The sequence below is a fragment of the Mesorhizobium ventifaucium genome, assembly GCF_935822925.1.
Classification (GTDB): Bacteria; Pseudomonadota; Alphaproteobacteria; order Rhizobiales; family Rhizobiaceae; genus Mesorhizobium; species Mesorhizobium ventifaucium.
Map to the genome: position 1 here is coordinate 78,078 of NZ_CAKXZS010000024.1, position 21,708 is coordinate 99,785.

A 21,708-nucleotide genomic window follows, 5' to 3' on the forward strand; every position below is an offset into this window, starting at 1 on the left:
TGCCGGCTCAAGTGCCGTGTCCAGCGCCGGAAACAGGATTATCGGGCAAGAGGAACTTTGTGCGCCTCGGCGGGCCAAGGACCAACACCAAGGCTTTCACCAGCCGGGATGACGGGAGAAAAGTCCAACTGCTCGGGAGCGGCCTACTTCTTGTCGTAGCCGCTGCGGATTTCCTCCATCGCCTCCTTGATGCGCTCGCGCAGGATCTCGACCGATTCGGTCCCGGATTTCTTGGCCAGCTCGGCCACCTCGCCGGCATTCTTCAATGCGGTTTCGAAGGATTTCCTGGCGAACGCCGTTTGCTTGGCCATCAACTCCCGAGGATCGCCCGGAGCCCTGTAGCTCTGCGCCATGTCGGCGATCTCGTGCAGCGTGTCCTGCAGCATCTCGCGCTGTCGGGAGAGCAGCGACGACGCTCCGGCAGCACTTGCCCTGGCCGACTTTTCCAGTGCTTCGAGGTTCTTGCGATGATGGTTGAGGATCGCGTCGACATCGACGTTCGGCAACTTCAGATCGCGGCCGAACCTGCCGAACATGTCCATGAAGGAGTCGGAATCCGGTCGCTTTGCCATGGTGGCGTCTCCCCTGTTGCTGCGAATGCGGCACCTGAAGAGAACAATAGGGCACTGGAGCCTCACGGTCCATTCGGCCGCGCAATACATCGCGGCTCAGTCGACGAGGAACAGCCGTTCCAAGGTATGGAGCACGACGCCGGCCAGGCCGCCGATGACCATGCTGTTGAAGCGGATAGTTGTCAGGTCCCTGCCGATGTCCATTTCGATCAGCCTGGTCAGTTGGGCAAGGTCCCAGCGCTTGACCTGATCGGCGGCGCGTCAGTCGCTAGAGGGATTTCGATTCGTCCGATTGGCTGGCGCTTGCATTTCGGGGCCGGAGCCGGACAGCTGCCTGACGACGAACGCATAGAAGAGGAGGGATGATGCCGATCCCGCCCATCGGCCCCTTGTCAATTGCAGAACTCCAAGGCCGCCAAAGACGAGCGCAATAAATGGATTCTTGAGAATTCGTAGCGCACCGAACGCATTCCAGAAGTTTTCGGTGGCGGGCCCCAATCCATGGCCTCGCGTCGCCCGGTAGGCGGCCAGACCCAACAGGCCGATTACGGTCGCTCTGCCCCCTTCCAACGCTGGGTTCCTGTCGTCCGCCTTGTCTCCGCTCGGAGCGGGCGGCTCTCGGCGAGGCGGCGGCGAAAATGTCTCCTGCAGGTCGAACACTTCGCCGTTGGCCGCAATTTGGCGAATCGAGGGCAAATCCGTCTTGTGCTCGATGATAAAGCTTCCGGTCATCGGGTTCGCCCTCAAACCGGCAATCTCCGGATAGTTCGAGAGCTTCTCGATTGCCGAGCGGAAATAGGACACGTCGCCGCGGAAATCGGAAACTTTCACCCGAAGGCGCCCCGGCATGGTGTGTTCGACTGTCGCTTTGGGAAGCATGACTCGCCTGCTCGTTGGAAGCCTGTTTGCGCCCCGATGCCAGCTGGTCTTTTCGCCGCACTCCTTTGTATTGCCTTCAGCCTCGCATATCGAGGAGTCTTGCACCAGAGCACTCTGCTCACTGATTATACAGGAGTCTCGGTATGCCGGCAGAATCGTCCTCTCCCCTTTCAATCTCCGAACAAGCCACTGACGTGAGCGCCGGGGACGACCAAATCGCCATCCGGCGCCAGCGTCGCAACCGCGCCTTCGCTAACGGCCTCCTTGGCTCAATGGCAGCAATCGTCGTAAGCACGCATTGGGTCGATAATCCAGGCTTCGCCACATTGCTGCTGCGGTCAGGCGCCGAGGCTGGCCTGGTCGGGGGGCTGGCGGACTGGTTTGCCGTCACGGCGCTGTTTCGCCACCCTTTAGGTGTCCCGATTCCGCATACCGCTATCATCCCGAACAGCAGGGATCGCATTGCGACAACGCTTGGGCGCTTCATCGAGCGGCATTTCCTCACGGCGGACACTGTCCTTGCCAAGTTGCGCAGTGTTGGTGTCGGACACCGCTTCGCCACCTGGATTGCTCTTCCTTCCAGTGCCGATGCGATCGCCGACACGATCGTCGACGCACTACCATACCTGATCCGATCTGCGGGAAGCCCGGACCTGCTGAATTTCGCCCATCGCACGCTTGGCGAGCAGCTTCGGCAAGCCGACTTTACGCCTGTCCTCGGCCGCGTTCTTCATGCGCTGACGGTCAGCGGAGAAGCCGACGTCGTATTCGACCGCGCCATCCAGGTTGCCGAAAAATTACTCCAGGAGAACAGCGGCCAGATCGAAAAACTTGTGCAGGAACGCAGTCGCTGGTGGATTCCGAAAGCCATAGACCGTCGGATAGCTGCCGCGCTTGTTTCAGGTGTGATCGAAGTATTGCACAAGCTGCAGGAGCCTGAAGGTGACGCGCGGCTGAAATTCCGGAAAGCAATTTTGGACCTTGTTCACACCCTGCAAACGTCTCCCGAGCAGCGGGAGCAGATAAATGCAGCCAAAAACCGTTTGCTCGAGCATCCCGGCATTCAGGCATGGCTCGGTTCAATCTGGACCGAGCTGTCAGAGCTTGCTCTACAAGATTTGCAAACGCCCTCGTCGAAGACGCGCGCTAGCCTTCAGCGTGGGCTTTCCCTGTTCGGACAGGCGCTTGCAACCGATGAGGCGATGCAGAAACACCTCGACTCTGCGCTGGAACGCTTAGCGCTTTATATCGTCACGTGGCGCAGCGAGATCAGCTCCTTCTTCAGCGACGTCGTCAGGAACTGGGACACGAAAGCGCTATCTGACCGCCTCGAACTGGTTGTCGGGAGCGATCTCCAATACATCCGCATGAATGGAACCATCGTGGGCGCGCTCGTCGGATGCCTACTCTATCTCGGGACATGGGCGATTTCCTAAGAAATCGCGCCGCCCACAAAGCCTGCGACTGTCATCAAGCTTTTGTGAAAATCTCCTATCTCGCTCGCGAATGGCCGCCTCGGCGGCATCAAAGTGAGCGAATCGAGATGCATCTTCAAAAAACCGCCCGTGTCGTTCACCGCACAGCGGGCCGTCTACGGATCAAAATTCCCGCAGCGCGCTATCAGGTCGCGTTTTTCGCCAATCTGCAGCGAGACCTTCTCGGTGCGGAGGGCATATCCAGCGTGACCGTCAATCCTACGGCCGCAAGCCTGGTGATCGTGCACGATAACAGTGTCGATCCGCTGGCTGCCTGCCGCGGCATTCCGTATCTGACAGTCGAATCGACTCTTCATCCGCTCGTCGTGGCGAATGGTCGGACTGACGGCATGAGCGGGCGCGAACTGGACCTGGTGTTCCTGCTGGCAAAGTTCCTGCCTATCGTCTTCGCGAGGCATCCTGCTGCCCAACTGGCAGAGGTCCTGGCCGAACCGGTACTTCGTGCGGTTGTCGGCACCATGATGCGGCCTCAATCGCATCGATCGTCGACTGTGACGCATGAGCAAGCCGAAGAACCTATGCCGATCGCAGCGTAGGGCGGCGGTGCAATTACACCGGCGCCGGAAGGTTCGCCTGCTCCTTCGCGCGCGTCCACACCAACTCGCCATCGACGGTATCACGTCGCGATTTCATCCATTCCATTGCCAGGAAGGGAAGAGTTCCGCCGGCGAGGGTAATGATGGCGTCTATTCCGGTGATCGGCGCTATTCCGAGAAGCCTTCTGAAAAACGGTATTAGGAGGCAGCCGGCCTGAACGGCCATCGACCCACCAATGATCAGCGAGAGCGCGCGATTGGGCGGTCGCGGGCTGCGATCAAAGAGGCTGTGCCTGTCGGAACGCGATGTGATGGCATGAAGAAGCTGGGCCATCACCAGGCTTTCGAAAGTCATGGTCCTCGTGATTGGAGAATCCAATCCATAGCGCGTGGCGCCGAGAAGGCTCACCGCCATCGCTCCGCCGCTTATGATCGCAGACTGAGCGGCAAGCCGCCCGATTTCACCGCGCCGCAATATCGCCGTGTGGTCTTCTTTCGGTGCCTGCCGAAGAATGTCGGGTTCAGGCGCTTCCATCGCCAGTCCGATGCCGGGCAGCACGTCGGAGATCAGGTTTATCCAGAGGAGCTGCATCGGCGAGAGCGGTGCTCCGATGCCGACCGAAGTACCTGCCAAGACCAGCAGCACTTCGCTGAGGTTAGTGCTGACCAGGTAGCGAATGGTTTTCCGAATGTTGCGGTGGGTCGTGCGGCCTGTTTCGATGGCGGTGGCGAGACCGCCGAGGCCACCGGTGTGGATGATGACATCCGCGATTTCCCCTGCGGCATTCATGCTCTGCTGCTGGCCGATCGCAACGCCCACGTCTGCAGCCTTCAACGCAGGGCCGTCATTCACTCCGTCACCAACCATTGCTACGGTTACACCTGCTTCCTGAAGAGAGCGAACGATTTGCAGCTTTTGCGCCGGGCTGACCCGACTGAACGCATGCGCTCGCCGAGCGGTCTGGGCAAGCTCGCCCGAAGACATGTCTTCGAGGTCCGCGCCATCGACAATCTCCACCTCGCCCCGACCGTTCAGCCCGATAAGCTCGCTAACGGCAGCCGCCGTTGCCTTCTGATCACCCGTGAGCATAATCGTCTGAATGCCGGCCCCGTGCAGTTGGCTCAGCAGTTCGCTGGTACCCGGACGCACCTGATCCGCCATCCCAACAAGCCCGAGCCAGGCAAGATCTCGACCATTATGCCCATTCGGCTTGGAGCCTGTGGCCTGTCCACGCGCGACACCCAGTACGCGAAGAGCCTGAGATGCCATTTCGAGATTTACTTTCCCGATGGCGGCGCGCCGTTCCGGAGTGAGCTCTCGCTCGGTGCCGTCCGGCAAGATTTCGATGCGGCAACGCGCCAGGACCTCCTTCGGGCTCCCTTTCATGGCGGTCAGCGTTCCATCTTCCATTGCATGTTGCGTCACCATGAAGCGATACGTTTCGCTCCTGCGCTGCACGGATATCCGTGCAAAGCGCTTACGCAGAGATGCAACGTCCACGCCACGGTCGAGAGCGGCCTGGACGAGGCAGCCGTCGGTAGGCGAGCCGTTCAAACGCAGTCCTTCTTCCGTCTGAACAATCTCGGCATCGTTGCACAGGCAGCACACTTCCAGCAGATTGCGCAGCGCCTTCTGCGCGCCCCAATCCTCATTGATCGAGTAGGCCCAATCCTCATTGATCGAGTAGGCATTGTCGCCAATCCTGATCGTATCGACATCGATGTGGCCGAGGGTCAGCGTTCCCGTCTTGTCGAAGCAAACGACCCTCGCTGCCGCAAGCGTCTCGACAGCATCCAGCTTACGGATCAGAACACCTTCACGACGCAGTTTCTCGATGCCAAGAGCAAAGGTGGTCGTCGCCACCATCGGCAGACCTTCAGGGACTGCTGCGACGGCAACAGATATCGCCGAGCGGGCCATCTGGAGAAGACCGATCCCGCGCAGCCAGCCCAGAGAGAAAAGGACTGCGCAAGTGCCCAATGTCAGCCAGCCGAGCCGCTGTCCGAGTTTCTTGAGCTCCCTTTGGAGCGGCGTTTCAGGGGAGAAAGTTGCGCCGACCAGCCGCTGTATTCGTCCCGCTTGCGTGAGCGAACCTGTTGCCACCACGATCGCGCGCCCGCCGCCTCCAGTCACGATCGTCCCGCGATAGATCATGTTTGAACGGGACCCAAGAGGCACGTTCATCCGTTCGATAGCACCGACAGTCTTCTGAATGGGTGCGCTTTCGCCCGTCAGCAGGGCTTCACTAACTGTCAAAGCCTCTTCGTTCAGCAGACGCGCATCGGCCGGAACTACGTCTCCTCGTTGCACCGTAAGAACGTCCCCGGGAACGATCTGCTGAACTGGGACAGTGGCAATGACGCCTCCGCGCATAATCTGGGCGGTTTGGGGCCCCTTCGCTCCCAAACTTTGGATCGTCCGTTCCGCACGGCTTTCGGTTTGGTAGCCGATGACGGCGTTCAAGCCGACAACTGCGAGAATCACGGCGGCTTCGAATGCGCCGCCGGTGAGAATGGAGACCGATGCGGCACCAAGAAGCATCGCGACCGGCAAGCTTTGAAATTGGTCCGCAAGAATGCTCGCGCGCGACCGTGGCTGAATGTTTTCGAGGATGTTGGGGCCGGTGCTTGCCAACCGCCGCCGAGCTTCATCTCCTGGCAGGCCGGCGTCTGCCGAAGCCTCCAGCTTGAAACACGATTGTTTTGGCGAAAGCGTATGCCACTCCGGCCCGGCATCGGGCATCTCGCCCGGTGCGATGATCTCACCTCGCAATAAAGCGGCGAGATAGTCGATGATGGGATCAAGGCCTGAGGTTGCGTCAAATTGGACGACGACATTTCCGGTCAGATCGCTGGCGGTGATGCTGGACACGCCAGGCGCCGCGTGGCCTCCCCGCTCCAGCAGAGTTTTGACTGAGCCTGAGCCTTGCAATCCGCCGATTTTCAGCCTGGCCCGACCCGGGACTGATGTATGGATCCGGGTAATGGACACGGCGCTGCGACTATTGGACGACTCGGGATTCCCCGACTCGGCATGCATCCCACGGCACCCTTAAGCTGACTGTTGTACCGAACTCCACCGCAAGAGCTTGCCGGGCAAAACAAATGTGCCCGCGGTGGAATCCTTTGAGGCAACGAGTGGATGGCCTGGCGTGATGCAAAGCCTCACGCCGGTCATGACCCGTTTCAGACAGTATTGATGCTTAGCTGCCAGAAGACTTTTCTGCAGCTTCGCTCTTACGGGCGCGACGCGCGCCGGTTTCGCTCCTGCCTCCATTGTCCGTTTCTCTGGTCGCTTCGGCCATCTCTGTTCTGGCTTCAGCAACCAAGTCGGACGTCATTTCATTCATCTCGGCAACGGCAACTCGGCCTTGGTCGTAAGCAACCAGACCGGCCTTGAGGACCGCTTTCGAAACAGGACGCAGCACGGATACGGCAAGCGGCGCCAAGAAGGCCGCGCCCAACCCGAAGGCCAAACCCGTTGCTATGTTGCCGCCTTTAAATGCGTCTTCGAGTATCGCCATTGAACTTGCTCCTTGTTAGTGCCCCATTCTTCCCACTGGTACAAACGAACCTCCCAAGACTCGCGAACCTCGCAAGACTCGAACCCCAAGACTTCAATCCGACAGCCGCATGTGGATGTCAGGATTGGTCAGCGGATTTCGGTTGCTCAGCCGCGGCTTTACGCGCTTCTTCCACTTCAGCCCGAGCCTCGGCCATGACGTCGCCCGTTCGCTCATTGAGTTCGGCGAAGGCAACTCGCGCTTGATCGTAAGCCACCAATCCAGCCTTGATGGCCGATTTGGCAAATGGCTTGAGGATAGGCGCAAGCATGGGGGCAATGACGCCTGCTCCAATGCCAATCGCCAACCCCGTGACGATATTAGCACCCTTCAACAACGCCATCGTCCTACTCCTTGGAGCTTTGTCGTGACGCGACTGGAGCGCGTAAGGTTGGTCCAACGATTTGCCACCGGGATGGTTCCGCGTGAATATCGAAATAGTCATCAATTTGTCACCCTCCCGTTACATTCACGACGGTCTCTGCAACACGGTCTCTGCAACGAGGGTGGCGACGAGGCCCAGCCAGGCAAAACGGCCCTCGAACGACTTGACGAGGGCAAGATGAGGACACAGCCCAGCGTCGCGCTAGCCACGAACTTGGTGCGCCTGAGTGCTGAAAGCTTGGTATCGTATCAGCATCGAATCGGACGGTGGTCATGGCGGGACCGATTGTGAGATCGCTACTGATTGGTCTCGCGTCTTTATTACGACCACTTCCGGCCAAATGCCCGCCCACTGGCTGCCGCCTCACGCTTTCCGCGGTCACGCATGCAAAGTTGACGAGTTAATTCAGCTATAATGCGCTGCCAGTCTGGAATTATTCCAAGGTATAGGCCATATTGAGCCCAAGCTACTGCCTCGTGAGGACACAATGCGGCTGACACGCCAGACCAACTACGCCATGCGCATCCTGATGTATTGCGCCGCGAATACCGATCGGCTGAGCCGCATCCCGGAGATCGCGGCCGCCTACTCGGTGTCCGAACTCTTTCTTTTCAAGATCCTGCAGCCTTTGGTCGAGCATGGTCTGGTCGAGACGGTGCGTGGCAGGAACGGCGGCGTCAGGCTCGGCCGCCCGGCCGAATCGATCACATTGTTCGACGTCGTGCGCGTGACCGAAGAGAGCTTCGCCATGGCCGAATGCTTCGAGAACGACGCGGCCGAATGTCCGCTGGTCGACAGTTGCGCACTGAATTCGGCGCTGCGCGAGGCGCTCAATGCGTTCTTCGCCGTGCTTGAGCGCTATACCATCGCCGACATGGTGGCGGCGCGCCCCAATGTGCGCCACCTGCTCGGCATCGACATGCTGGTGCAAAGAGCGCCGGCCGCCTGATTCCGGGTCATCGCTGTTGGATAGGTCTGTTGAGATTCAGGTCAGGCCGAGCCGGAGTCGAAGACGGGCGCGAAGCGACCAAACAGGTGGGTTCCGAGAACCGGAACGGAGCGTACGTTTGGGTACGTGAGTACCGGAAGCGCAGGAAACCGCCATTTGCAGGCCGGCATCACCTGAATATCAATAGACCGACTGCGGCAGGACGAACGGCATGTCACCGGCCGGCAGCACGCCGACCCGCAGCCGGCAATCGAACACTTTTTCGATCAGATCGTCGCTCAGCACGTCCTGCGGTGAGCCGGTGGCGGCAAGCCTGCCGCGATGCATGACGAAGATCCGGTCGGAATACATCGCCGTCAAATTGAGGTCGTGCAGGATGGCGACGACGCCGCCGCCCCTTCTGGCGAAATCGCGGGCGATGTTCATGATGATCAATTGGTGCTTGATGTCGAGGCTGGAAACCGGCTCGTCGAAGAAGAGATAGCGCGGTTTGCCGTCGAGGACCGGCGCCCAGACCTGGCAGAGCACCCGGGCCAGCTGCACGCGCTGCTGCTCGCCGCCCGAAAGCTCCTGGTAGAATCGGCCGGCAAAACCGTCGAGATCGACGCGCGCTAGCGCCCGCTCGGGCAGGCGCTCGTCCTCGCCGGGCAGCGCCCCCGAGCGCCCGACGAGCAGGCCGAGCCGGACGATCTCGCGCACCGTGAAGGGAAACGACAGCGTCGTCGCCTGCGGCAGCACGGCGCGCAGCATGGCTGCCTCGACCAGCTTCATCGCCGACAGGTCGCGGCCGTTGATGGTGACCGCACCCGAATAGGCAAGATCGCCGGACAGCGCCCTCAGGAAGGTCGTCTTGCCCGAACCGTTGGGGCCGACGATGGCCGCGATTTCGCCAGGCCGCATGTCGAAATCGACATTGGCGACGATGCGCTTGCCGCCGATCGCCACCGAGACGTCCCGCGCTTCGATCATGCCCGCACTTCGATCATGAAAAGCCCTCTCACAGGTCTCCCACTCACAGATCTAGGACGCCACGCTTGCGCAGCAGGATCCAGAGGAAGGACGGAGCGCCGGCGATCGCGGTGACGATGCCGATCGGCAGCTCGGCCGGCGCCACGATGGTGCGGGCGACGGCATCGGCCAGCAGCAGCAGGCAAGCGCCAAGCAGGGCCGACGCCGGCAGCAAATAACGATTGTCCGGGCCGATGGCCAGGCGCAGCAGATGCGGCACGACGATGCCGACAAAGCCGATGCCGCCGCTGACGGCGACAGACGCCCCGACTGCAGCCGAAGCGCCGATGATGGCAGTGTATTTCAGCCGCTGCACCGGAATGCCGAGATGGCCGGCGGTGGCTTCGCCCAGCGCCAGCGCGTTGAGGCCGCGCGCCAGGAACGGCATCGCCGCCAACGCCAGCACGATCACAGGCCCGACGGAGCCGATTTTCTGCCAGGTCGCGCCGGCAAGCGAGCCGAGCTGCCAAAAAGTCAGTCGCGCAACTGCCGGTCGTCGGCCATGAAGATCAGGATATCGGTCAGCGCCATGGCAAGGGCCGCCAGTGCAATGCCGGCAAGCAGCATGGTGGCGACCGATGTTCGACCTTGCGTGGTGGCGACCTGATAAAGCAGCAATGTCGTCGCCAGCCCGCCGCAGAACGCCGCCAGCGGCAGAGCGAGTGTGCCCAGCACTGAAATTAGTGGCGTCAGCACCGTTGCGCCGAGCACGATGACAGCCACCGCGCCAAGGCTCGCTCCTGCCGAAACGCCGATGAGACCGGGGTCTGCCAGCGGGTTGCGGAACAGTCCTTGCATCACCGCACCGGAGACGGCAAGCGCTGCGCCGATCAGCACACCGAGCGTGACGCGCGGCAGGCGGATGTCGAAGACGATCAGGCGGTCGCGCGCGCTCATCGCCTCAATGCCGGGTGCTGCACCCAACAGCCAATCGCCAATGACGCTGACGGTCGAGGCATCGGATGCGCCTGAGGTCAGCGACAACAGGACGGCAACGGCAAGTCCCAGGCACAAAAGCAGGATGACGATGCGCGCGCGCCGCGAACGATCGCCGTCGGATGCTGTCGCCATAGTGCCCGCACCAGCGATCGATTGATCCACAATCGGGCCCCCGCTCAGTCCGCGGCCTGCCCGCCATAAAGCGAGGCGGCAAGGTCGCGGATGACGTCGGCGGTGCGCGGCCCGAAGCCGAGCAGATAGCCGCCATCCATGCGGACCACCTTGCGCGCCGCACCCGCCGGTGTCGAGCGGATGGACGGGTGCGCGAACAATTCGTCGTCCGATACGCCGGGGCCGGCATTGTTCATCATCAGGATCACGTCCGGCCTGGCGGTGATGACAGCCTCGTCGGACAGTTGCTTGTAGCCAGAATAGCCGTCGATCGCATTGACGCCGCCAGAAAGTCTGATGATGCCGTCGGCCGCGGTGTTGCCGCCGGAAGCGAGAATCTTGCCGCCCCGCATCGACAGCACGAACAGGGCGCGCTTGCGGTCCTTGATCGAGGCGGTCTGCTTTTCGGCGGCCTTCAGCCTGGCGTCGATCTCGGCTGCCAGCGCATTGGCCTTGGCGTCGGCGCCAAGCGCCTTGCCGACGATGCGGATCTTTTCGAGAATGCCTTCACGGTCGTAACGCTCGGGCACCTCGATGAACGGGATGCTCGTCTTCTTCAGCACGTCGACGGTTTCCTTTGGCCCGCTGCCGTGCAGCGCCAGGATGCCCGATGGATTGACCGACAGCACACCTTCCGGCGATAGCTGGCGCATGTAGCCGACGTCCGGCAGCTTGAGCGCCGCCTCGGGATAACGGCTGGTCGAATCGCGAGCGACCAGCCGGTCCTGCTCGCCGAGCGCAAAGACGATCTCGGTGATCGAACCGCCAATGGCCGATCCTCGACGGATCGGCGAAGGCCTCGGTCGCTTCGGCGGCACGGGCCGGCAGCGCAAAGGCCACACAAAGGCATATCGTGGCCCCAACCGCCATTCGAAAAACACGCGCCGGTTCAAGCAAAGCAGCCATTGTCGTTGTCCTCAGGCCGCCGTCGGGCTAGGAATGCGCGGCAGGTTCTCTGCCAGAAACCGCCAGTCCTCGCGCTCGCTTTCGCCTTCATGGCGCTTGCCGAAGAACTGGATGATCATCTTGCCGTCGGCGCCATAGGCTTCGAGAGACGTGACATGGCCGTCCTTGGTCGGCTTGCGCACGGCCCAGACCTCCTGGATGTGGTCCGTCCGCAGATGCAGGTGGAAGGTCTCGTCCAGCACGTTGATCCACGCCCCCATCGGCTTGATCGACGTGATCGGGCCCGAATGGATCTGGATGCAGCCGCGATTGCCGACAAAGCACATGATCGGCATCTCGCCCTCGGCGGCATGATGGAACATGGCGCTGACGGCATCGTTGTCGAGCAGCCAGGCGAAATCCTGGCCAACCATGCGCATCGCCTGGCGGCGGTCGAGCTTCAGTGTCTTCAGCATGCCGAAGAACTGATGCACGTCGGTCAGCCGGCTCCAGCGGTCGCGCAGATCGTCGACGTCAGCGGAAGCGTCGGAAGCCTCGGCCTCGCTTTCAAGCCCGCCTTTTGAAATCGACCCCTCCTCTGATATCGCGACGGTCGACTCCTGGTTCGGCGATTCCAGTTCGCCCACCAGCTTCTGATAGGCATAGAGGTTCGACGCCGGCCGCAGATGCACCTTGTGCACCGCCTCGCCTGCCGCATCGAAGAACTGCAGGCTGCGCCTGATATCGCCGCAGTCGCGCTTTTCGACGGCAAAGCCGTGCGCCCAGACTTTCGGGAAAATGCGCAGGTCGATGTTCTCGCCAAGCACCATGGCATTGTGGTTGCCGGTCACGACCTTGTCGTAGACGCCGATCTTCTCGTGCACAGCGCTTTCGTTGCGCGTCAGCGCCATGACCTCGCCGACGGCCTCGAGGCCGGTCAGAAGATCGTTGACGCGAGGCTCGACGCGGACGACGCCGTCGCCGCAATGCGCGGCGACCAGCTCGGCCTCCGAAATGCCAAGCCGGGCGGCGAGATCGCGCTCGCGCGTCTTCGGATTGTCTGCCCGCGCCCGCCGGATCTCGTGCGGCGCGGGCTTTACGCGCTGGTCCATATTTTTATTACCTACTTGTTGAGGATGAGCTTGCCCTGGCGGGTGATCTTCAGCCGGTAGAGCGCTCCGTGATGCTCGATGCCGATCTCGTGCTCGCCCTGGAACAGGGCGTTGCTGGACAGGGTCCTCACCGTCAACGGAACCCGATCGAAACGAGCCGAAGTGTCGTCGGAACGGCGGACGCGATCGCCAAAGTCATTGCGGCGAACGTCACTGGGCCGAAAGTCATTGGGCCGAAAGTCATTGGGATTGTGCGTGTTCATCTTGGTTCAATCCCTTTCCTGGGCCGGGCCTGGTCGGCTGGCTCGACGCTTGCGTGAAATGCCGATTCATTTCTTGACTTTAATACTCATGTTTATCAGTCAGTGCAATACCGGGCTAGCTGAGTCAAGATTTAAGAAGCCGGACACGTCGAAAAAGCCGGCAAGCGTCAAGCCAGCCAGCATCGAACCAGGACATTTGGAGTTGGGGCATGGGGTTGGCGAATTGGGGTCGGCCGGGTGTGGCGAATAGCAGCCCGGATCCTTGGCATAGAATTCTGGGGCATGGCGTTCTGGGGCATCGACCGATGCCAAACGGAATGGCCGCATTGCTGGCAGGTGCTGCGGCGATCGCGCTGCTAACCCCATCGGCCAATGCTCAGTCGGCCAATGCTCAACAAGCCAATGCCCACCGGTAACTGCAACAGATCAGCAGCAGGCCGAACAGGCGCAGACGCCTGAAGCGACCGGACCGGCCGCGGCAGGCGCAACGCTGCTCGACCAGATCCTGGTCATCAGCCGCACCGGCGAGACGGCAATCGATTCCCTGGCTTCAGCCAGCCATGTCGATCAGGCGCAATTGCAACGCCGCATGGCGACGACGCCTAACGACATGCTGTTGGGTGTGCCGGGTGTAGCGGTCCAGGCCGACGCGAGGCGCGTCAGTTCCTCAATCAACATCCGTGGCTTGCAGGATTTTGGCCGCGTCGCGGTGATCGTCGACGGTGCGCGGCAGAACTTCCAGCGCTCCGACCACGGCCCGCAATCGACCTTCTATATCGACCCGGAGCTCATCAAATCCGTCGACGTCATTCGCGGCCCGGTCGCCAACACCTACGGCTCGGGCGCCATTGGCGGCGTCGTCCTGTTCGAGACCAAGGACGCGGACGACTATCTTCGCGACGGCGAGACATGGGCGGCGTCCGCGACCGGGCGCTATGAGAGCAATGGCGAAGGCTGGACGACCAGCGCTGCCGGCGCCTACGTTTCAACGAAAACTGGGATGTCCTCGGCAACATCGTCTATCGCGACTACGACGACTACAAGAATGGCGGCGGTGACACTGTGAACGGCACCGGCTTCGATGTCTTGAGCGGCCTGCTGAAGTCGACCATCCGCCCCAGCGAAAACAGCGAACTGAAGCTGGGCTGGAATGGCACGAGCGACGGCTGGAACGAAGTCAGCGGCGGAACGCCGGTGAATGATGTCGACCTGGAGGCGAATACCTTCACGGCGCGCTACAACATCACCGATGAGAACAAGAGCTGGCTCGATCTCCACGTCAACGCCTCCTACAACAAGACCAACATGGAGATGACGAGCCTGGTTCCGCAAAACCGGTTTGATCCGGTCACCGGGCTTCCCATCGTCCTGCCGTCGGGCTCGATGTCGACTTTCGATGTCGGCACTTCGGGCATCGACATCTGGAACACCTCGCGGTTCGAGACCGCCGGCATTGCGCATGAGCTGACCTATGGTGGCGACTGGGTTGGCGACGATGTCGAGACGGATGGCGTCGCAGGCGGCGCGAGTTTCTATACCCCTTCGGGCAAGCGAGACGTTTCCGGCGCCTACATCCAGGACAAGCTCACCTGGGACTGGCTCGAAATTATCGCCGGCCTGCGTTACGACAGCTACAAGCTCGAAAGCGATGTCGGCGAAACCTCCGGCGACCGGCTGTCGCCGCGCATCACCGTCGGCGTCTCGCCGTTCGAAACCGCCAGCCTTTCGGGACTGCAACTCTACGGCACCTATGCCGAGGGATATCGCTCTCCGTCGCTGTCGGAAACCCTCATCAGCGGCAACCATCCGGCAGGCGTCAGCTTTCCGATCCTCCCCAATCCTGATCTGAAGCCTGAAATCGGCAAGACCGTCGAATTCGGCGTCAACTACAAGCACGACGACATCGTCGAGGCCGGCGACGCGTTTCGTTTCAAGGCGGCCTACTTCAACAATGATGTCGACGACTATATCGATGGTGTAACGCTATCGGCATTCGACCCGACCAGGGGCTGCCCGTTCGGCCCCGGCATCCCGATCTGCTTCCAGTACCAGAACTTTGCAGAAGCCAGGATCCGCGGCTTTGAAATGGAAGCCGTCTATGACGCCAGCTGGGGTTTCGCCGGGCTTTCCGCGTCGATCATCGATGGCCACACCATCTCTTACGACGGCGAGCGGGCAGACCTCGTCACCGTCCCCTCTTCGCAGGTCACCGGGCAACTCGGCTTCCGCTTTCTGGAGGACAAACTGACCGTCGGCGGCGAGGTGCAGTATAGTGGCAAGCCGAAGCGCAACCCGGTGGCCAAGGACTACACGCTGGTCAACGCCTTCGCCAGCTACCAGGCGACCGACAATCTCAAGGTCGACTTCCGCGCCGACAATTTGTTCGACGTCAAATACACCAACCCGTTGAATGCATCGGCGACTGTTGTAGTTTACGAGCCAGGCGTCACGCTCAAGCTGGCGGCGACAATGCGATTTGGAGGCTGACGACAATGACAAGCGTGACGGCATCGCTTCGCCTGCTGACCTCGGTGCTGGCCATGCCGCTTGCGATGGGTCCGGCGTGGGCACAACAGTCCGCGCCGGCCCCTGCTCTCACGCTTGAGCTCAATGGCGCACAACCCTCCGACAAGGGCTGCCGTCTGACCTTCGTGGTCAACAACACGCTCGGCGCCGATCTCTCGAAGGCGGCGTTCGAGATCGCGCTGTTCAACGAGGCCGGCGTCGTCGACCGGCTGACCGTGCTCGACTTCAAGGACCTGCCGGCGGGCAAGACCAAGGTGACGCGTTTTGATCTTGCCGGCGCCGACTGCGCCAAGGTCAGCCGCGTGCTGATCAACAGCTCGACTGAATGCGCCGGCACCGGCATCAAGCCGGACGCTTGCATGCGCGGACTGAAGACCGAGACCAAGACCGGCATCGCCTTCGGGGTCTGAAAAGACGGTTGGACTGGAGCCCGCACTCGCACGAAACATAGTGGTGTGGTCCGCTGCCTGTTGCCGCTAGGGCAAATGAGGTTGATTTGACAAGTCCGCGCCGGTTGCGGCAGGTCTCGCCGCGAGCCATGCAGAACATCAGTCCCCTCCCCGACGCCGATGGCGAACTGGCGATTGCGCCGACCGGACCGCTTGCGCCGGCCCGACCGTCAGCCATGAGCCGCAAATGGACGGCGGCGATCGTCGCCTCCTGCCTGTTTCATGCCGCGGTGGCGGCCGCTTTTCTCATCGCACCTGCCGGCACGTTTGATGCCGGGGACGCAATCGAGATCGAAGGCGCCGATCAAACCGGCGCCAACGTGGTCGGCAGCGACTTGGATGGTCAGGTCCCGGGTGCGTTGAACGTTACCCTGGTGCCCGACCCGCGGCCAGCCAAGCCTGAGGTCAAGCCCGAGCCGCCTGCCGACCGGCCCACCGGGGACCGGCCCATCAGGGAAATGGCCGCGCAGCCACCCGCGCCCTTGCCGCGGATTGTCGAACAACCCACCGCCGCGCCAGACATGTTGATGGCCGACAGCCCACGGCTGGACGAGCAGAGCGTGGCTCCGAAGGTTGAAACGCCGGCAGAGCCGGCTGCTCCGGCCGAGAGCACCGAGGCGCCCCCTGTCGATGTCGGACAGCCGCCGATCCCGACCGCAAGGCCAAGCTCGACACCAGGTCCTCGCGGAGCCGGCGAAACGAACGGTGCCCGCGGCGCCGCGGATGGCGAGGAACGCGACGCGGTGACGTCCAGCAAGGGCAAGAAGCAGGCAGCGGCAGGCAATGCGATAGAATCCCGCTACAGCGGTGAAGTTCAGAAGAAGCTTGCCCGTGCTAACCGGCGTGTTTCGAAAGCGATACAGGCGAGCGCTCGCAACAATGCCAGGGTCGTATTCGTTGTCATGGCCGACGGCAGCATCAGCGACATACAGCTTGCCGAAAGCTCAGGTTCTACGGAGCTTGATCAATTCGCTTTGACACTGGTGCGCAAGCAAGCGCCGTTCCCTCCCATTCCAACCGAAACTGGCAGGTCAAGTTGGGTGTTTAAAGCGCGGATTGGTCCATTTTAACACCCTGCGCCTCATCGTTTCGGCCACCGTCAACCGTCACAATTCACCAATGCTGAAAGGACCGCCAATGTACATCGCCATGAACCGCTTCAAGGTCCAGAACGGCTCGGAGGAGGCCTTCGAGGACGTCTGGAAGAACCGTGATTCCAGCCTTTCGGAGATGAAAGGGTTCAAACAATTTCATCTGCTGCGCGGTCCGCTCAACGAGGCCGAAGGCTACACGCTGTTCGCTTCGCACACGGTTTGGGCGAGCCATGAGGATTTCGTCGCCTGGACCAAATCCGAGAATTTCCGCGCCGCGCACCGCAACGCCGGCTCCACCAAGCTGCACTATCTCGGCCATCCGCAGTTCGAAGGCTTTTCGGTCGTCGAGGGCGCGTGACATGGCCTCGCCCGCCGCCGGCCAATAGTCGAAGTCGGCGCCGCCCTTCTCCCTTCTCCCCTTGTGGGAGAAGGTGGATTGGCGCGTAGCGCCAAGACGGATGAGGGGTGTTGGAAGGAATGCGGCGATGCCAAGCTGGAACACCCCTCATCCGACCGCTTCGCGGCCACCTTCTCCCACAAGGGGAGAAGGCAGAGTCGCCCCGCTATGCGAAAGCCCCGGCTAAGCCTTACGCCGCGGCCAGCAGGCTGGCGTTGCCGCCGGCAGCCGTAGTGTCGACGCAGACGGCGCGCTCATGCGCATAGGCGGCCGGGTTGAGCACTTCGCTGACCAGCGGCACGATCGGCCCGGCGCGGTCGGCGATCACCTTTCGCACGATGCGAGCGGCCTCGGGCGTGCCGGAAAAGGCGACGACGTCGACACGCAGCGAGCGTGCCTCGACCGGGTCGGGCCGGCCGTCGATGGCCGCCAGCGGCAGGCCCTTGCCGGTCAGTGACGACAGTGCCGCCGGCGCACCCGGCGCGACCGCCAGCACCGCATTGCCGGCCGCCAGCGCCTGGATGGTCTGGGCAAGCAGCGTGTCGGCGTCCGGCCCCAGGCAGAGCACGCGGCCTCGCGGCGACAGCGACAGCGTGTTGGCCTCGCCGGTCGGCCCGGGCAAATCGACCTGGCCGAAATCGATGCTGGCGGCGGCGCCGATGGCCGCGGCACCCTTGCCGCGCAAATGCTTCCTCAGCACGGCAACGCGGTCCGCCCGCGTCGACCAGCCGCCGAGCGCCGGGTCCGGCAGGTTGTCGGCGAGTTCGGTCGCCGTTACCTTGCGGCCGTCAGGAATAGGTGTGCCCGCCTGCGGCCCCTTGCGGAACCGCCTGAGATAGTGCGGCCCGCCGGCCTTCGGCCCGGTGCCGGAAAGCCCCTCGCCGCCGAACGGCTGCGAGCCGACGACAGCGCCGATCTGGTTGCGGTTGACATAGATGTTGCCGGCATGGATGCCGTCGACGAGATGCTGGGCGCGGCCTTCGATGCGGGTGTGCAGGCCGAAGGTCAGGCCATAACCCTTGCGATTGATCGCCGCGATCACCCCCTCGATGTCGTCGGCGTCGAAGCTGGCGAGATGCAGCACCGGCCCGAACACCTCGCGCTCGATGTCTTCGATGCCCTTGACCCGAAAGACATGCGGCGCCACGAAGCGGCCATCCTTCGGCGCTTCGAGCTTGGCGATCAGCCGGCCCTGCAGGCCCATCTTAGTGCAATAGTCGCGGATCGATTTTTGTGCCCCCTCGTCGATGACCGGCCCGACATCGGTCGAGATCCGCCAGGGATCGCCGAGGCTGAGCGCTTCCATCGCGCCCTTCAGCATGTCCAGCATCTTCTTCTCGACGTCCTTCTGCACGTAAAGGACGCGCAGCGCCGAGCAGCGCTGGCCGGCACTCTGGAAGGCCGAGGCCAGGATGTCGCGCACCGCCTGCTCGGGCAGCGCAGTGGAATCGACGATCATCGCATTCAACCCGCCGGTCTCGGCGATCAGCATGGCGTCGGGCGCGGCGGTCTCGGCCAGTTGCTTTTCGATCAGCTTGGCGACCTCGGTCGAGCCGGTGAAGCAGACGCCGGCAATGCGCGGGTCGGCGGTCAGCGGGCCACCGACCGAGGGGCCGTCGCCGGGCAGAAGCTGGATGACGTCTTCCGGCACACCGGCTTGGCGCAGCAATTCGACCGCGCGGAAGGCGATCAGCGGCGTCTGCTCGGCCGGCTTGGCGATAACCGAATTGCCGGTGACGAGTGCTGCCGCAATCTGGCCGGTGAAGATGGCGAGCGGAAAATTCCACGGCGAGATACATGCGATCACGCCGCGCGCCTCGGTTCCGGTTTCGGCATTGGCCGCCTCGGTCGCGTAATAGCGCAGGAAATCGACTGCCTCGCGCACCTCGGCGACGCCGTCGGCCAGTGATTTGCCGGCCTCGCGGGTGGCGAGCGCGAAGAATTCGATGGCGTTGGCCTCATAGAGGTCGGCCGCGCGGTTGAGGATGGCGGCGCGCTCGGCGACCTGGCGTCTTGCCCAGGCCGGTTGCGCCTCCACGGCGATGCGCACGGCGGTCGCAACCTGCTTGGCGGTGGCCTCGCTGACCGTGCCGACCACCTCGTCGGGTTTTGCCGGATTGACAACCGGACACTGCTTGCCGTAGCCGGCGGCACGGGTGATCGGCCTGGCGTGCCAGCGGTCCGGCCCCGCGAATTCAGCCCTGGCCTTGACGATCGCGGCCAGCGTCACCGGATCGGTGATGTCGAAACCCTTCGAATTTCGGCGGGCAGCACCGAAGATCGCCGACGGGCTGGGAATCGCCGGATTGGCGGCCGGACCCTGTTTTTCGACCGTTTCGAGCGGGTCGCGGGCAATATCCTCCGGCTCGACCTCCTCGTCGGTGAGTTGGTGGACGAAGGAGGAGTTGGCGCCGTTTTCGAGCAGCCGGCGGACCAGATAGGCAAGCAGGTCGGAATGCGCGCCGACCGGCGCATAGATGCGGCAGCGCGTGCCCTCGGCCCGCCGCACCGTCTCGTGCAGCGCTTCGCCCATGCCGTGCAGGCGCTGGAACTCGAAGGAGTCGCGATCGCCGGCCATCGACAGGATGGCGGCGACGGTGTGGGCGTTGTGGGTGGCGAATTGCGGATAGATGCGGTCGGTCATCGACAGCAGCTTTTTCGCGCAGGCGAGGTACGACACATCGGTGTTGGCCTTGCGGGTGAAGACCGGATAGCCGTCGAGGCCGAGCGTCTGCGCCCGCTTGATCTCGGTGTCCCAATAGGCGCCCTTGACCAGCCGCACCATGATGGTGCGGTCGTGCTTCTTCGCCAGCGCATAGAGCCAGTCGATGACGAAGGCGGCGCGCGGACCATAGGCCTGGACGACGACGCCAAAGCCGTTCCAGCCGGCAAGCTCCGGCTCGGCCAGCACCCGCTCGATGATTTCGAGCGACAGGTCGAGGCGGTCGGCTTCCTCGGCGTCGACGTTGAGGCCCATGCGCGAATGGCGCGCCGCCAGCGCCAGCGACAAAAGCCGCTCGGCCATCATAGGCAGCATCTTTTCCTTCTGCGTCACTTCATAGCGCGGGTGCAGCGCCGACAGCTTGACCGAGATGCCGTGATTCTGGCGGATGTCGGGGCCGTTGGCGCCGGCGTCGAGCGACGAGATGGCGTCGGCATAGGCCTTGAGATAGCGCAGTGCGTCAGCCTCTGTGCGGGCAGCCTCGCCCAGCATGTCGAAGGAATAGAGATAGCCTTTCTGGGTCATCGGCCGGCCGCGCTTGACGGCCTCGGCAATGGTGCGGCCGAGCACGAACTGCTCGCCCATTTCGCGCATGGCCGCAGCGACCGCCCTGCGGATGACCGGCTCGCCGAGCCGGCGCACCATGGCGCGCAGCGTGCCTTCGATGCCGTCCTCGCCTTCGTCGAGCACTCGACCGGTCAGCATCAGCGCCCAGGTCGACGCATTGACGAAAATCGAGCTCGAGCCGCCCGAATGCGCCGACCAGTCATGCGGCGCGATCTTGTCGGCGATGAGGTCGTCCATCGTCTCGGTGTCGGGTACCCGAAGCAGCGCTTCGGCAAGACACATCAGCGCGACGCCCTCCTTGGTGGACAGGCCGTAAGCGGACAAAAAGACTTCCATCAGCCGCGGATCGGACGAGCCGCGCACCGCCCGCACCAGATCGGCCGCGCGGGCCGAGATTGCCTTGCGCTCTTTCGTCGAAAGCCCTGTCGCCTCGGCCAGCCGCTTCACGGCCTCGTCTTCGTCAGGCAAGTAATTGGCACGGATCTGCTGGCGGATGGCTTCGAGCGCTGGCATGACGGTCCTGTGGAGCGAGCATCAGTGAGCGGTCCGGCGGTCACCGGACCGAATGACGCAAGCTAGCACAAAGCGTAGTTTCGATCGGTCCAAAGAAATCGACAGGATAGGTCGATTGATCTATCATTCGGCCGGATTTCCTCCAATTTGACCAGATATTTGATGACAGAAGACCAATTGGACCGCATCGACAGGAACATCTTGTCGGCGCTAGGCAGCGACGGCCGGCTTTCGATGTCGGAACTCGCGGCAAAGGTCGGCCTGTCGAAGACGCCGGTGCAGGCGCGGGTCAAGCGGCTGGAAAAGGACGGCATCATCCGCGGCTACCAGGCGATCATCGACCGTGAGCGCATGGGCGAAGGCCATGTCGCCTTCGTCCAGGTGAAACTGTCGGACACTCGCTCGGCCGCGCTCGACGCTTTCAACCGCGCCGTGCAGGCGGTGCCGGAGATCGAGCAATGCCACATGATGGCGTCGAGCTTCGATTATCTGCTGAAGGTCCGCACCACCGACATCGCCACCTACCGCCGCGTGCTCGGCGAGCGCATCTCCGCCCTGCCCCACGTCGCCCAGACCTCGACATTCGTGGCGATGGAGACGGTGAAGGATCGGTAGGAGAGCGCTGATGCGGTAACGTCGGCGGGACAGTGCCCCCCTCTGTCCTGCCGGATATCTCCCCCAC

General features: G+C 62.6%; 16 protein-coding genes and 4 pseudogenes. 8 read left to right on the forward strand and 12 right to left on the reverse strand.

Going from position 1 to position 21,708, the window contains the following annotated elements; all coding sequences use genetic code 11:
* Positions 1 to 143: 143 nt before the first annotated feature.
* The 3 genes and pseudogenes from NMG70_RS21115 to NMG70_RS21125 all read right to left on the reverse strand — a co-directional run bounded on the left by NMG70_RS21115 (position 144) and on the right by NMG70_RS21125 (position 1,451).
* Positions 144 to 572: a phasin family protein gene (locus NMG70_RS21115; protein WP_254026327.1), complete on the reverse strand. Its 429-nt coding sequence runs from the start codon at positions 570 to 572 to the stop codon at positions 144 to 146.
* 96 nt (positions 573 to 668) lie between these two features.
* Positions 669 to 827 (reverse strand): annotated as a pseudogene (locus NMG70_RS21120) (DUF445 family protein); the annotation flags it as partial.
* Between the two features lie 6 nt (positions 828 to 833).
* Complete coding sequence (locus NMG70_RS21125) at positions 834 to 1,451, reverse strand: hypothetical protein (RefSeq protein ID WP_254026328.1); 618 nt, start codon at positions 1,449 to 1,451, stop codon at positions 834 to 836.
* A 143-nt stretch (positions 1,452 to 1,594) separates the two neighbouring features.
* Between NMG70_RS21125 and NMG70_RS21130 the strand changes: the two genes are divergently transcribed.
* Together NMG70_RS21130 and NMG70_RS21135 are read left to right on the forward strand one after the other, a co-directional pair.
* On the forward strand, positions 1,595 to 2,887 hold the full coding sequence (locus NMG70_RS21130; RefSeq protein ID WP_254026329.1) for a DUF445 domain-containing protein: 1,293 nt from the start codon (positions 1,595 to 1,597) through the stop codon (positions 2,885 to 2,887).
* Positions 2,872 to 3,483 (forward strand): hypothetical protein, encoded by a 612-nt coding sequence (locus NMG70_RS21135; RefSeq protein ID WP_436798431.1) that lies wholly within the window; start codon positions 2,872 to 2,874, stop codon positions 3,481 to 3,483. Before NMG70_RS21130 ends, NMG70_RS21135 begins: the two co-directional genes overlap by 16 nt.
* A 13-nt stretch (positions 3,484 to 3,496) precedes the next feature.
* On the opposite strand, the gene NMG70_RS21140 is transcribed toward NMG70_RS21135, so the two are convergent.
* From NMG70_RS21140 to NMG70_RS21150, 3 genes are all read right to left on the reverse strand, one after another.
* Positions 3,497 to 6,355: a cation-translocating P-type ATPase gene (locus NMG70_RS21140; protein ID WP_254026331.1), complete on the reverse strand. Its 2,859-nt coding sequence runs from the start codon at positions 6,353 to 6,355 to the stop codon at positions 3,497 to 3,499.
* Between the two features lie 331 nt (positions 6,356 to 6,686).
* The gene (locus NMG70_RS21145; protein ID WP_254020371.1) at positions 6,687 to 7,007 is read right to left on the reverse strand and encodes a DUF5132 domain-containing protein; all 321 of its coding nucleotides are present in this window, start codon (positions 7,005 to 7,007) and stop codon (positions 6,687 to 6,689) included.
* A 118-nt stretch (positions 7,008 to 7,125) separates the two neighbouring features.
* A complete protein-coding gene (locus tag NMG70_RS21150; protein WP_254026332.1) occupies positions 7,126 to 7,389 on the reverse strand; it encodes a DUF5132 domain-containing protein in 264 nt (87 codons plus the stop codon).
* Positions 7,390 to 7,918: 529 nt separating this feature from the next.
* Between NMG70_RS21150 and rirA the strand changes: the two genes are divergently transcribed.
* On the forward strand, positions 7,919 to 8,380 hold the full coding sequence (rirA, locus tag NMG70_RS21155; protein ID WP_027156154.1) for an iron-responsive transcriptional regulator RirA: 462 nt from the start codon (positions 7,919 to 7,921) through the stop codon (positions 8,378 to 8,380).
* A gap of 180 nt (positions 8,381 to 8,560) precedes the next feature.
* Here the strand turns inward: rirA and NMG70_RS21160 are convergent, their stop codons facing one another.
* The 5 genes and pseudogenes from NMG70_RS21160 to hemP form a co-directional block, all read right to left on the reverse strand.
* A complete protein-coding gene (locus NMG70_RS21160; RefSeq protein ID WP_254026333.1) occupies positions 8,561 to 9,349 on the reverse strand; it encodes a heme ABC transporter ATP-binding protein in 789 nt (262 codons plus the stop codon).
* Positions 9,350 to 9,392: 43 nt separating this feature from the next.
* A pseudogene (locus tag NMG70_RS21165) lies at positions 9,393 to 10,492 on the reverse strand (FecCD family ABC transporter permease).
* A gap of 11 nt (positions 10,493 to 10,503) precedes the next feature.
* Positions 10,504 to 11,368, reverse strand: a pseudogene (locus tag NMG70_RS21170) (heme/hemin ABC transporter substrate-binding protein).
* Positions 11,369 to 11,415: 47 nt separating this feature from the next.
* Positions 11,416 to 12,495 (reverse strand): hemin-degrading factor, encoded by a 1,080-nt coding sequence (locus NMG70_RS21175; protein ID WP_254026334.1) that lies wholly within the window; start codon positions 12,493 to 12,495, stop codon positions 11,416 to 11,418.
* An 11-nt stretch (positions 12,496 to 12,506) separates the two neighbouring features.
* Positions 12,507 to 12,758, reverse strand: coding sequence for a hemin uptake protein HemP (hemP, locus tag NMG70_RS33010; RefSeq protein WP_367185570.1), 252 nt, complete (start codon positions 12,756 to 12,758; stop codon positions 12,507 to 12,509).
* Positions 12,759 to 12,967: 209 nt separating this feature from the next.
* On the opposite strand from hemP, the pseudogene NMG70_RS33300 reads away from it, so the two are divergent.
* The 4 genes and pseudogenes from NMG70_RS33300 (at position 12,968) to hmuQ (ending at position 17,185) form a co-directional block, all read left to right on the forward strand.
* Positions 12,968 to 15,245 (forward strand): annotated as a pseudogene (locus NMG70_RS33300) (TonB-dependent hemoglobin/transferrin/lactoferrin family receptor).
* Between the two features lie 5 nt (positions 15,246 to 15,250).
* A complete protein-coding gene (locus tag NMG70_RS21195; RefSeq protein ID WP_254026337.1) occupies positions 15,251 to 15,694 on the forward strand; it encodes a hypothetical protein in 444 nt (147 codons plus the stop codon).
* A 269-nt stretch (positions 15,695 to 15,963) separates the two neighbouring features.
* Positions 15,964 to 16,803: an energy transducer TonB family protein gene (locus tag NMG70_RS21200; RefSeq protein ID WP_254026338.1), complete on the forward strand. Its 840-nt coding sequence runs from the start codon at positions 15,964 to 15,966 to the stop codon at positions 16,801 to 16,803.
* Positions 16,804 to 16,870: 67 nt separating this feature from the next.
* Positions 16,871 to 17,185 (forward strand): heme-degrading protein HmuQ, encoded by a 315-nt coding sequence (hmuQ, locus tag NMG70_RS21205; RefSeq protein WP_254026339.1) that lies wholly within the window; start codon positions 16,871 to 16,873, stop codon positions 17,183 to 17,185.
* 229 nt (positions 17,186 to 17,414) lie between these two features.
* Here hmuQ and putA read toward each other — a convergent pair whose 3' ends face one another.
* A complete protein-coding gene (putA, locus tag NMG70_RS21210; RefSeq protein ID WP_254026340.1) occupies positions 17,415 to 21,026 on the reverse strand; it encodes a bifunctional proline dehydrogenase/L-glutamate gamma-semialdehyde dehydrogenase PutA in 3,612 nt (1,203 codons plus the stop codon).
* Between the two features lie 162 nt (positions 21,027 to 21,188).
* Here putA and NMG70_RS21215 point away from each other — a divergent pair, with 162 nt between their 5' ends.
* Positions 21,189 to 21,641 carry an Lrp/AsnC family transcriptional regulator gene (locus NMG70_RS21215; RefSeq protein WP_254026341.1) on the forward strand — a complete coding sequence of 151 codons (453 nt, stop codon included), beginning with the start codon at positions 21,189 to 21,191 and terminating at the stop codon, positions 21,639 to 21,641.
* The last annotated feature ends 67 nt before the right edge of the window (positions 21,642 to 21,708 follow it).